This is a genomic window from Campylobacter sp. IFREMER_LSEM_CL1890 (genome assembly GCF_025772045.1).
Lineage (GTDB): Bacteria > Campylobacterota > Campylobacteria > Campylobacterales > Campylobacteraceae > Campylobacter_D > Campylobacter_D lari_D.
On sequence record NZ_JAKMRK010000003.1, the window covers coordinates 133458 to 145468 of the forward strand.

General features: G+C 29.3%; 16 protein-coding genes. 10 read left to right on the forward strand and 6 right to left on the reverse strand.

All coding sequences use genetic code 11. The features are described 5' to 3' along the window. Positions 1-2: 2 nt before the first annotated feature. Positions 3-761 carry a 3'(2'),5'-bisphosphate nucleotidase CysQ gene (locus L8W57_RS02625; protein ID WP_133319940.1) on the forward strand — a complete coding sequence of 253 codons (759 nt, stop codon included), beginning with the start codon at positions 3-5 and terminating at the stop codon, positions 759-761. Further along, complete coding sequence (locus tag L8W57_RS02630; protein WP_133319941.1) at positions 761-1411, forward strand: hypothetical protein; 651 nt, start codon at positions 761-763, stop codon at positions 1409-1411. The genes L8W57_RS02625 and L8W57_RS02630 overlap by 1 nt, the downstream gene beginning before the upstream one ends. On the opposite strand, the gene L8W57_RS02635 is transcribed toward L8W57_RS02630, so the two are convergent. The 3 genes from L8W57_RS02635 to L8W57_RS02645 are packed head-to-tail and all read right to left on the reverse strand — an operon-like array spanning position 1404 to position 3333. Further along, positions 1404-2180: a UDP-N-acetylmuramate dehydrogenase gene (locus tag L8W57_RS02635; RefSeq protein WP_133319942.1), complete on the reverse strand. Its 777-nt coding sequence runs from the start codon at positions 2178-2180 to the stop codon at positions 1404-1406. The two genes, L8W57_RS02630 and L8W57_RS02635, sit on opposite strands and share 8 nt — an antisense overlap. Then, entirely contained in the window at positions 2177-2443 is a 267-nt protein-coding gene (fliQ, locus tag L8W57_RS02640) for a flagellar biosynthesis protein FliQ (RefSeq protein ID WP_012660903.1), read from the reverse strand. The genes L8W57_RS02635 and fliQ overlap by 4 nt, the downstream gene beginning before the upstream one ends. A 26-nt stretch (positions 2444-2469) precedes the next feature. Further along, positions 2470-3333, reverse strand: coding sequence for a menaquinone biosynthesis family protein (locus L8W57_RS02645; protein WP_263661946.1), 864 nt, complete (start codon positions 3331-3333; stop codon positions 2470-2472). Between the two features lie 109 nt (positions 3334-3442). On the opposite strand from L8W57_RS02645, the gene recA reads away from it, so the two are divergent. The 3 genes from recA (at position 3443) to L8W57_RS02660 (ending at position 6672) form a co-directional block, all read left to right on the forward strand. Beyond that, a complete protein-coding gene (gene recA, locus L8W57_RS02650) occupies positions 3443-4477 on the forward strand; it encodes a recombinase RecA (RefSeq protein WP_087700900.1) in 1035 nt (344 codons plus the stop codon). Continuing rightward, positions 4477-5721: a phosphopyruvate hydratase gene (gene eno, locus L8W57_RS02655; protein ID WP_133319944.1), complete on the forward strand. Its 1245-nt coding sequence runs from the start codon at positions 4477-4479 to the stop codon at positions 5719-5721. Before recA ends, eno begins: the two co-directional genes overlap by 1 nt. 267 nt (positions 5722-5988) lie before the next feature. Further along, complete coding sequence (locus L8W57_RS02660; RefSeq protein WP_133319946.1) at positions 5989-6672, forward strand: AMIN domain-containing protein; 684 nt, start codon at positions 5989-5991, stop codon at positions 6670-6672. Positions 6673-6688: 16 nt separating this feature from the next. Here L8W57_RS02660 and L8W57_RS02665 read toward each other — a convergent pair whose 3' ends face one another. After that, on the reverse strand, positions 6689-7072 hold the full coding sequence (locus L8W57_RS02665) for a group III truncated hemoglobin (protein ID WP_133319947.1): 384 nt from the start codon (positions 7070-7072) through the stop codon (positions 6689-6691). Positions 7073-7181: 109 nt separating this feature from the next. On the opposite strand from L8W57_RS02665, the gene L8W57_RS02670 reads away from it, so the two are divergent. Then, positions 7182-7658: a cysteine permease gene (locus L8W57_RS02670; RefSeq protein WP_133319948.1), complete on the forward strand. Its 477-nt coding sequence runs from the start codon at positions 7182-7184 to the stop codon at positions 7656-7658. Here the strand turns inward: L8W57_RS02670 and L8W57_RS02675 are convergent. After that, the gene (locus tag L8W57_RS02675; protein ID WP_133319949.1) at positions 7627-8937 is read right to left on the reverse strand and encodes an MFS transporter; all 1311 of its coding nucleotides are present in this window, start codon (positions 8935-8937) and stop codon (positions 7627-7629) included. The two genes, L8W57_RS02670 and L8W57_RS02675, sit on opposite strands and share 32 nt — an antisense overlap. Positions 8938-8939: 2 nt before the next feature. Continuing rightward, a complete protein-coding gene (locus L8W57_RS02680) occupies positions 8940-9101 on the reverse strand; it encodes a highly acidic protein (RefSeq protein WP_133319950.1) in 162 nt (53 codons plus the stop codon). Between the two features lie 87 nt (positions 9102-9188). Between L8W57_RS02680 and moaC the strand changes: the two genes are divergently transcribed. The 4 genes from moaC to L8W57_RS02700 form a co-directional block, all read left to right on the forward strand. Further along, positions 9189-9662, forward strand: a complete 474-nt coding sequence (gene moaC / locus L8W57_RS02685) for a cyclic pyranopterin monophosphate synthase MoaC (RefSeq protein WP_133319951.1) — start codon at positions 9189-9191, stop codon at positions 9660-9662. After that, complete coding sequence (locus tag L8W57_RS02690; RefSeq protein ID WP_133319952.1) at positions 9640-9903, forward strand: DUF493 family protein; 264 nt, start codon at positions 9640-9642, stop codon at positions 9901-9903. Before moaC ends, L8W57_RS02690 begins: the two co-directional genes overlap by 23 nt. A 12-nt stretch (positions 9904-9915) precedes the next feature. Next, positions 9916-11046 carry a hypothetical protein gene (locus L8W57_RS02695; protein ID WP_133319953.1) on the forward strand — a complete coding sequence of 377 codons (1131 nt, stop codon included), beginning with the start codon at positions 9916-9918 and terminating at the stop codon, positions 11044-11046. A gap of 50 nt (positions 11047-11096) precedes the next feature. Next, on the forward strand, positions 11097-12011 hold a 915-nt coding region (locus L8W57_RS02700; RefSeq protein ID WP_263661949.1), incomplete at its 3' end, for a cache domain-containing protein.

Here is a 12011-nt window from a genome sequence, read left to right on the forward strand (position 1 = left end):
TTATGAAAAATTTAGACACACTTTTAGAATTAGCCTTAAAAGCAGGCAAGGAAGCCTCTAAGGTATTGCTTGAATATAAAGACAAAAATACCTTATGGCTTAAAGATGATGATTCCCCAGTAGGTTTAGCTGATATAAAATCTAATGAAGCCATTAGTGAAATTTTAGCTTCAAGCGATATAGCTCTATGCTCTGAAGAAAATATACTTTCTTATGAAGAAAGAAAAAATTTAGAGTATTTTTGGCTAATAGATCCTCTTGATGGCACTAAATCTTATGCTAAAAAAGATAAAGAATATTGTGTTTTAATCGCATTAATCCATAAAAACACTCCTGTGCTTTCGCTTATAGGCGATGTGGAAAATAATGCATTTTATTATGCACATACCCATACTAAAGTTTATAAAAATAATGAAATTTTAAATCTTAGTTTAGAGCAATACGAAAAGGTTAAAAATATAGCCCTTTACTCTAAAAACCATGATAATAATGAAGATTTTTTTATTCAAAATCATCTTGAAGGCATTAAGGTTTCATCTGCTTTAAAGTTTGTATATTTACTTGAAGCAAAAGCTGGAATTTACCCGCGTTTTGGTGGCCCAAAAGCTTGGGATATAGCCGCGGGAGATTTTTTAGTCAAACAAAATGGTGGAATTTTATACGATTTTGACAAAAAGGCCTTAAACTACAATAGTCCTGATTTTAAACTTCCAAGTTTTATAGCTTTTGCTAAGAATGAATTTAAATTAAAAGGTTTTTAGTGAGATTTTTTTTGGTGTTTTTGTGTTTTTTAAGTGCTATTTATGCCAATTCTTTTGCAAATAAAAAAATCATCAAATTACAAAACAATGATGATTTTAATATCATCAATCTTGATCAAGATATAAATTATGATAAACTCTCACACATTAACACCTTAGCTTTAGTGCCAAGCTATGAAAAAGAATATAATTTTTATTTTTCAAATTTAAAAATCGATGCTAAAAGCATGGCAAAAGACACACTAAAAGCATTAAGTGCTATTTTAAATGAGCAAAATAATTTTGCTTTACTTAGTCAAAAAGAAAATCAAACTTATATCAATAGTCAAAATATCTTACAAACAAATAAAAATTTCATCAATGCAAGTGAGTTTTTAGAATTTAATCGTTTCAAAAAGGCTGATTTTATTATTTTGCTAGATTTAAAAAGTATTCAAGCAAGCCAACAAAATTTCTTGCTTTTTTCCAATTTTGAAGTCAAAGCCGACATAGAATACAAACTTTTTAATGCCAAAACAAAAAAACTAAAAGATCATAAAATCCTTACTATCAATACTCAATTTAGCACAAATGATAAAAATAAATCTTATCAAGAATTAGTCCATGAAATAGCTAAAATTGTTTATGAAGATATTAAAAATACTATATAATTACCACTTCTTCTTCTAAAACAATCCCAAATTCTTCAAAAACTCTTTTTTTAGCAAGCTCTATCAAAAATAAAGCATCATCAAAACTAGCATGTTTTTTATTGATTAAAAAATTTGCATGTTCATTGCTAAACATCGCATCATTTTTGCTAAAACCTTTAAGATTAACTGCTTCTATCAACCTTCCTGCATGATCGTTTTTGGGATTTTTAAAAATAGAGCCAAAGCTAGCACCTTTTGGTTGATTTTTTCTTGCATTTTTTAAAAGCTCATCTTTAACTGGGTCAAATCCATATTCTAAAAAAAACTTCGCGCTAAACATCACTTCTTTAATAGGATTAAACCTATAAGCAAAAGCAATATTTTGTTTTAAAATTTCTTGATTAAAAGTGCAAATACTAATTAAATTTTTGCTAATATCCTCATCTTTTAATCCTGCATTCATTTTTAAAATACCGCCCAAAGTCCCTGGGATATTTTTTAAAAACTCAAAGCCTTTTAGGTTATTTTCTTTAGCAAAATGATACATTTTAAAAGATTTCACACTAGAGCCTATCTCTAAAAACATGCCTTTTTCATTTTGCTCTAAAATTTTAATATAATCAAAACTTTTCCCTAAAATTCCAAGTTTTTTGGGTTTTGGAGAGATTAAAAGATTATTTGCCCCACCTATTAAAAAACCATCAAATTCGCAAGGCTCTTCAAGTGTTTGCACTTCAAAGCTCTCACCTATACGCACAGAAGAATACTTAGAAAAATCAATAATCATCTAATAAAGCTTGGAATTTGATTTAAAATATTAGTTGTAAAATCAATCATAGAACTTATCATCCAAGGCATTAAAAATACTATTACCACAACAACAAGTAAAATTTTTGGCACAAAAGAAAGCGTGGCTTCGTTAATTTGCGTTACAGCTTGAAAAATACTTATAATAAGCCCTGCAATAAGCCCTGCTAAAAGCATAGGTAAAGAAAGCATAAGTGTGATTTTAAAAGTTTGTACACCCAAGGCTACTAAAGTACTTTCCATATTTTCTCCTTAAAATTTAAATTCTATCAAGAATTTCTAAATTCTTCATACTCACTAGGGATAAGATAATCTTTACTTTTTATTAACTTCTCATAAAATCCATGATTATATCCAAGCTCAAAAAGCTTATCTATGGCATTGTATTGTTTATCATTCATATTAATAGAGTTTTTATTTGCATATAAATTTAAATACACATCAAGTTTTTGTGCATCAACGCGTATTAAATTACGCTCTAAAAGCATGGAGGCTAAGATTTTTCTATTATGATCGGCTACTTCTACTGCTTTAATCAAATCTTTTTCAACCGCTATTGCATCACTAAGCGGTAAAGATCTTCTAAGGGCCATACCACCTAAAGGTAAAGGTAAATCATTTTTTGCTAATTCTTGCCAAATATCCCAAAGTTCAGCCTCAACACACAAACTAGAATCAAATTCTAAAATGCTCTCATGTATAAGCACTCCCGCATCAACTTCATCTTCTAAAACAGCCTTTTCAATCTCTAAAAAATTCTTATAAATTATTCTAGCTTGTGGATATTTTATGCGAAAGATTAAAGCATTAGTAGTGTGTGCTCCACTTAAAGCAACTTTAAAATTTGGCTTTAATTTTTTATTCTTTTTCTTAATAAGCTTTGGCCCATAACCCTCACCAAAACTCACAGCAGTTTTTAATAAAGCATATTCACTAGCTATTAAAGGATAAAGTGCAAAAGATATCGCACTAACATCGTATATATTTTCCAATGCAAGCTCATTTAAAGTTTGTATATCCAAGGCTGTATTTTCATACTCATAAGCATTTCCAACCCAACCAAATTTAATCGCCATATACATAAAAATATCATCAGCATCAGGAGAGTGCGCTACGCTAATTTTTTTATTCATTTTTTTCCTTAAAAATCTAAAAAAGTATTTTAGCAAAATTCAAAATAAAAACTTATATTAAATTTCTTTTTGATACAATTTTAAACATATTATAAAAGGATTAACAAGCATGGATGATAATAAAAGAAAATCACTTGATGCAGCCTTAAAAAGTCTTGATAAAACCTTTGGAAAAGGTACTATTTTAAGACTTGGCGATAAAGAAGTTGAAAAAATTGATTCTATTCCTACAGGTTCTGTTGGACTTGATTTAGCTTTAGGAATTGGTGGGGTTCCAAAAGGAAGAATTATAGAAATTTATGGACCTGAAAGTTCAGGTAAAACTACACTTACCTTACACATCATAGCAGAATGTCAAAAAAAAGGTGGAGTTTGTGCGTTTATTGATGCTGAACACGCTCTTGATGTAAGATATGCAAAAAATTTAGGTGTTGATACAGAAAATCTTTACATCTCTCAACCAGATTTTGGAGAACAAGCCTTAGAAATCGTTGAAACTATAGCAAGAAGTGGAGCCATTGATCTAATAGTGGTAGATAGCGTTGCTGCACTTACTCCAAAAGCAGAAATCGAAGGTGATATGGGAGATCAACATGTAGGTCTTCAAGCAAGATTAATGAGCCAAGCTTTAAGAAAATTAACTGGTATCGTTCATAAAATGAACACTACTGTAATTTTCATCAATCAAATTCGTATGAAAATAGGCATGATGGGCTATGGCACTCCTGAAACAACTACTGGCGGAAATGCTTTAAAATTTTATGCTTCAGTGCGTTTAGATGTAAGAAAAACAGCCACCTTAAAACAAAATGATGAGCCTATTGGAAACCGCGTTAAAGTAAAAGTGGCTAAAAACAAAGTAGCCCCTCCTTTTAAACAAGCTGAATTTGATGTGATGTTTGGTGAGGGTGTAAGTCGTGAAGGCGAGCTAATAGATTATGGTGTAAAACTTGATATTATTGATAAAAGTGGTGCATGGTTTTCTTACAAGGCTTCTAAACTTGGTCAAGGTAGAGAAAATGCTAAAGCCTTTTTAAAAGAAAATCCAGCTATTGCAGATGAAATTACTCAAGCTATACAAAACTCAATCGGTATAGATAGTATGATTTTGGGCGCAAAAGAAGACGATGAAGGAGAAGAATAATGTTGATTATTGAAGATTTAAGAGCTTTTGAAGTTTTAGATAGTAGAGGCAATCCTACCATTAAAGCTGAAATCATGCTAAGCGATGGCAGTGTGGGTAGTGCTATCGTTCCAAGTGGTGCAAGCACAGGAAAAAAAGAAGCTTTAGAATTAAGAGACAATGATGAGAGATTTGGCGGAAAAGGTGTTTTAAAAGCTATTGAAAACATCAATGGCACCATAGCTGAAAACATTATAGGGCTTGATGCGTTTAATCAAACTCAGCTAGATAATACTCTTTTAGAACTTGATGGGACGAAAAATTATTCCAACCTAGGAGCAAATGCAACTTTAGGAATTTCTATGGCAACAGCGCGCGCTGCTGCTAATGCACTAGGCGTACCTTTATATCGTTACTTAGGTGGAGCAAATGCAAGTGTATTACCTGTACCAATGTGCAATATCATCAATGGCGGTGCGCACGCAAACAATAGTGTAGATTTTCAAGAATTTATGATTATGCCTTTTGGTTTTTCAAGCTTTAAAGAAGGATTGAGATCAGTTTGTGAAATTTATGCAGTATTAAAAAAAGAATTAGCTAATCTAGGTCACTCTACTGCTTTAGGCGATGAGGGTGGTTTTGCACCAAATTTAGCAAACAACACTGAACCACTTGATCTTTTAATGACTTGTATTAAAAAAGCAGGCTATGAAAATAAAATCAAACTAGCGCTAGATGTAGCAAGTAGTGAGCTTTACAAAGATGGTAAATACCATTTAGAAGGTAAAGTTTTCTCAAGTGAAGACTTAATCGCGCGTTATGAAGAATTATGCGCTAAATATCCTATTTTTAGTATTGAAGATGGTTTAGCTGAAGATGATTATGAAGGCTGGATTAAACTCACTCAAAAGCTTGGTAATAAAATTCAACTTGTGGGTGATGATTTATTTGTAACTAATGAAGATATTTTAAGAGAAGGTATTATGAAAAATATGGCAAATGCTGTATTGATTAAGCCTAATCAAATTGGAACAATCACTCAAACTATGAGAACAGTAAGATTAGCTCATAGAAATAATTACAGATGTATTATGAGCCATAGAAGCGGGGAAAGCGAAGATGCTTTTATAGCTGATTTTGCAGTAGCGCTTAATACAGGACAAATCAAAACAGGAGCTCTAGCAAGAGGCGAAAGAACTGCTAAATACAATCGCTTATTAGAAATTGAACTTGATAATGATGAGTACTTAGGAGATAAACTCTGAGCGATTTATTAAAAGAGTATGATGAGCATTCTAAAAAGAAAGAGGCTCGTCATCATCTAATAAAAACTATTGCATTATCATTTGTAGCTATTATTGTTGCTATGTATTTTGGTAATATGTTTTTTGGCAAATCCTCTTTAGATGTTTTATTATCGCTTAAAGAGGAGCAAAAAATTTTAGAGAAAAACATAATAACCTTAAAAGCTAAAAATGCCCAAGCTCAAAAAGAATACTTACAGCTTTTAAGACTTAAAGGAGAAAATTCGCATGAGAATTAAATTTTTTTTACTATTTTTATTATCCTGTGTATTTTTAAATGCAAAAGATAATCCTTTTGACAATAACTCAGAACAACAAAACACCGAATTTGTAAAACTTAGTCCTTTTCAAAGACAGGATTTTACTTTTAATTCTGATGCAAGAATTTTAAAAAATATTACCATTACCTACATTAACCTTGATGGCTCTGAAGAGCAAACTACTCTAGATATATACAAAAGTATCAATTGGCATGACACTTACTCATTTATAAAAGCCAAAAGTCCAAATGCCACACCTATACTTGATGTTTCTGTTACTGTGCCACAAGAACAAGGGGTAAAAAACACTAAAACAGAAGAAAACAATACCACTTTAAATATTGAAACACCAATTTTTAGTGGAAATATTTATAATTTTATTTCTATTAGCTTTTATAACAATAAGATTAATATCAAAACCGAAGATAGAATGCTAAGACATTTATCTATAGGAGATCCAACTAAAATCATTATAGATTTTGCTAAAAAGCAAAATTTCAATACAAAAACTTTACAAGTTAATACTGCTCATGTTAGAAAAGTTGTATTTGGATCACATAAAGGATATTATCGTTTGGTAATTTATCTTGATGGAAAATATAGTTATAAATACTCTCAAGGTGAAAATTTACATACCTTTAACTATCGCTAAGAGTTTTTAAAAACTCTTAAGCAAATCTGTGATCATAAATAATCATTTGAAATCTTTGAGCTATCATTTTAGCTCTTTCTATAATAATACTTCTTGGTTCATCTTCAAAAACTTCTTGCAAACTCTCATCAAACAGATTAAGCCAAACATCAAAAAATTCTCTTGGAAACGAAGGTAGTTCATGATGAGCTCTCAAAGGAGAACCGCTATAACTTGGATCACCTAAAAACATCCCTGCCCAAAAACTTGCTATTTTTTCTTTGTGTTTTTTCCAACTCTCATCATCTATACCAATTTTTTCATTAAAAATAGGCCCTAAATCCTTGTCTATTCTAACTTTTGCATAAAAAACATCCATAAGTTTTTTTATACCATCATGATTAATAGTATCAAATTTCATGTTTTTCCTTAAAAAATAATTTTGGCTTATTGTATTAAATTTAGAAATTAAAAATATAAACAAAAGTCAATTTTTAGTATAATCATAAAAACAAATTTAAAGAAAAAATATGACTTATACTATTTTACCACCCAATCAATTCTTGGATAATTATATTTTAAATATACAATTACACCAATTAGCAAATATTTCCAAAAATGCTTATAAATTTTGGAAAAATGTTCAGGCAGCACGCTATCAAGGCACAAGAGTGGTATTTTTACATAAAAAAAGTATTTTACAAAAGCACCAACATCTTATACAAAAATGTGAAAATCTAAGTGGCTTTGTATTAGCAAGTGCCTTTTGCTCATTTACTACTTTAGCTCCATCACATTTGGTAGAAAAAAACAATTCTCAAATTTATAAAATCTTAGATATAAAAGAAGTTTGTGGGGTTAAATTTGTAAATTTAAAGGCATTTTACGATTTTTTAAATTTAGATTATAATTATAATATTTATATCGAAAAATGCCATTTTTTCAGTCCTACTCCTTTGGAAAAACGCATTAAAATCACTGAGAGTATGTGCGTTGGGTATTACTAAGATATTTAAATATCAAAGCACAAGCAAGCGAAATTATAGCCATAGCAAACATATAAAATCCTAAAGAAAAACGAGCAATATTTTCTAAATTTCCCAAAGCAATAGTGTGTAAAAATAAAGCAAGTTGTGGAGTAAACCCACCAGCTATTGCATAAGCTATATTATAAGAAAAACTAAGCCCTGAAAATTTAATCTTAGCATCAAATACCTCACTCATCATCAAAGGACAAAAATTCATCACTCCGGTAAAAAAGCAAGCGCTTAAATAGTACACACTCACTAAATTAAAATCAGGTGTTTTAGTATAAAGAGCGTTAAAATAAAATAAACAAGTTAAGAAAAATCCTAGCGAAAAAATCATACAAGCTTTTACTATACCTATTTTATCAGCCAAAATTCCACTTAATATACAACCAATTACAAGCAAAACTATACCAAACATTTGTATGTAAGTTTGAAAGCTTGCATCAATATTTAACATTTTTGCCATAAAAGAAGGTATAGTTAAAATCATCACAACAATACAAGCCGTCAAAACCCAAGTTATCAACATAGAAAGTACAACGCCCAGCTTAGCTTTTTTAAATACTTCTTTTAGAGGGAATTTTTCTAAAGCCTTATCTTTTTTCATTTGTTCAAAAACAGGTGTTTCTTGTAAAAATTTACGCAAATAAGCAGAAATAATCCCAAAAATTCCTCCTAAGAAAAATGGAATTCTCCAGGCCCATTCATAAAGTTCTTCTTGTGTAAAAAACTTATTCATCATTAAAAATACAAAACTTCCAAGCAAAATTCCACCTACTACAGAAGCTGTTAAAAATCCAAGATAAGTGCGTTTTTGTCCATTTGGAGCATGCTCAAAAACAAAAACCCAAGCACCAGGTAATTCCCCACCTATAGCTATACCTTGACAAATCCTTACAAATATTAAAAATACTATACATAAATATCCTATGCTTTCATAAGTAGGTATAAAAGCAAGCATAAAAGTTGGCACAACCATCAGTAAAATACTAAGCATAAACATTTTTTTACGACCAAATTTATCGCCAAAATGTGCCATGATTATACCACCAAGTGGTCTAGCTAAATATCCTGCGGCAAAAATTCCATAAGTATTAAACATTTTCCAAAATGGACTTAAATCTTCAGGAAAAAAATTTTTAGAAATATAACTTGCAAAAAATACAAAAATGATAAAATCGTAAAATTCTAAAGTCCCTCCCAAAGAAGAAAGACTCAAAACTTTTATGTCTTTTTTAGTAAGATTTTTACCCACGATTAATCCATCTCATAAGTATCATCATCACTATAATCATCATCGTATTCATAATCATCATCATCATAATTATATGATCTTTGATTATTTGCATAAGTATCATCATCTGCTTCATCATACATTTCATCATCATAATTTTCAAATTCTTCATCATCATAAGCCATTGCAAATCCTTTAAAATTTTTTAGTAGTATTTTAATATAAAAATATACATTTTGGTATAATTTTTCAAACTTTACTTAAGGAAAAATATGAATTTAACGCATTTAGATGAAAAAAATCACCCCAAAATGGTAGATGTAAGTCAAAAAGATATTACCCAAAGAGAAGCTTGTGCAAGCGGTAAAATATACATGAGTAAAGAAGCATTTGAAGCTATCATTGAAAACAAAGCTAAAAAAGGGCCTGTTTTACAAACTGCCATCACAGCAGCCATCATGGGAGCTAAACAAACTTCAAATCTTATCCCAATGTGTCATCCTTTAATGATCTCAAAAGTACAAACCCATATAGAAGAAAACAAAGAAGAATGTTCTTTTCAACTCTTTGTAACCGTAAAATGCGAAGGAAAAACAGGGGTTGAAATGGAAAGCTTAACAGCTGTTAGTATTGGGCTTTTAACTATTTATGATATGGTTAAAGCTATTGATAAAAGTATGCAAATTACTGATATAGTTTTAGAAAGCAAAGAAGGAGGAAAAAGTGGTAAATATCTGCGATCTTAAAAAAGAACCTATTATAAACTACCCTACTTTTTGGGATTATAAAGTCGTTTTTGAAGCTGAAGTTGATGCTTTAGAAATTTTCACTCAAATACTCAATGAAAGAGAATTTAAATATAAAATCTCAAATACTAGCAAACAAGGAACATATAAAAGTTATCTTTTAAGTGTTTATGTCGATAGTAAAGATGATCGTTTAAATATTTTTAATCAATTAAAAAGTAAAGCGAAATTTGTATTATAAAAAAGGAAAAATATGAAAAATTTAGCCATAATTTTTGAAAATTCTCTCTTAGCTTGTGAAAAAAATGAAATTCCAAACTTAATTAGTGAGCTTGTTTTTAATCTAAGTTATAAAAAAATTAGTTTTGAAAATACTAGCAATGAAGAGCTTTTTGCTATCTTTTCTAAAGTATTAGAAAAACTTGGACTTATAAATGAAGAAAATATTTCCAAAATAATCCAAGGTATTATTAAAGCTAGAGTTGAAGAAGATAAAAAAGCATTTTTTGTTTATATTAACGAATATGGCAAATTAAAAGTAAAAATAGAAGAACAAAAAAACACCATTAAACATAAAATTTGCGATAACTTTTTTGATTTAGAAAAGACTTTAAAAGATTTAAATTTAAATGAATTTAATATAAGTATCAATGATGCAATGCTTTATGATATAGAAATACTAGGCCTTTTAAAAGAAACTGCCGAGAGTGCTTTTATCACAACTTTAGAAAAAGGTGAAAACATAGAACTTACATCTTGTGAAATCGCTAAAAACCTTGTATTTAATGCAATTTGTGAAGGAAGCTTTGAAAAAGAAAGAATTTTAAAAATATCCCAAGTAGTTTTAAATGCTGCTTTTGAACTTGCTAACGAATCAAAGGCTTTTGCTTATGATTTATGTATAGGAAGTATTTATGGGACACAAGAAGGAATTTCTTTGGCGATTGAAAAATTTAAATCAAGCTTTGCATATAGCGCTTTAGAACATGATTTAAAAAATAAAGAAAAAGAGCTTATAGACATAGAGCAAGAATTTATCCAAATGCTTAAAAAAATATCATTAGAATTTAATAATCCCGTAAAAGATATACTTAAAGATTTATTAGAAAATAAATTTGACACTTTATTTGCCAAATTTAAACGCTTAATACAAGAAAACAGAGAGCAAATTCTTATCAAAATTAATGAAATTAAACAAAATCCAAAAATTGATGATTTTAGCAAGCTAGCACAAAGCAAACTCAATATCTTAGCTAAAGAGTTAAATGAACTCGAAAAACTTGCAAGCCATAAATATAAAAATTTAGATAAAAACAATGCAAAAGAATTGGGAGTGAGATTGTGGGAAAAAGCTAAAAAATTAATTAAAAAAAATATTAATTGATAATTAATTTTTAAAAATTAAAATTACAAAAATAAAATACGGAGGAAATTATGTTTAACACTTTGAAAGTTAAATTGTCTTTAATGGCAAATTTTTTCACTGCACTAAGTTTGATTATTTTAGGTGTGTTAAGTTTTTATTTTACCAAAACATACCTTTATGATAATGAGCTAAAAAGGCAAAACGATATTTTACAAGTTGCTCGAACTTCTTTAGAAACATTTCGAAAGCACAATAGTGATTTAATTTTAAATTTGGAAAAAACAATTTTGGAATTTCCATATGAAAAATTAAATTCCGAACAAGCTTTGATAGATAATGTTGGCTCTATTTTAAAATCATATAGAAAAGCTTCTGGAGTTTTATCTGCTTTTATAAGTTTAGATAATGGAGAAAATCTTGTAAGTAATGATACTAGTGATAAAAATAATAAAAATATCGAAATTTATGGACAAAATATCAACTATGATGCTAGAACTAGACCATGGTATATTGGAGCCAAAGAAAATAAAGATATTTTCATCACTTCTCCTTATATTGATAAAGCAACAAATCAATATGTAATAACATATACTAAATCTATATATAAAAATGGTAATTTTGTAGGAATTATTGGGGTTGATATTCCAGTAAAAGAGCTTCAAGAAAATTTTGAAAATATGCCTGGTAATAGCTTTTTATTTGATGAAAATGGAAAGATATTTGTTGCTAAAAACAAACAGTTATTAGATCCATCGGTAGATCATGGACCGGTATTAAATGCACACAAACAAAATGGTGATTATTCTTTCTTTGAATATGGATTAAAAGGAAAAGAAAGACTAGGTATATGTGCTAAAATATCTTCTTACCTTGTTTGTAGCACCGAAAGTGCTGATGTTATAAATGAGCCTATTTTCAAAACAGCAACAATACAAACAATTGTTGTAAGTATCATGGTTGCCTTAAGTGTTATCATACTCTAC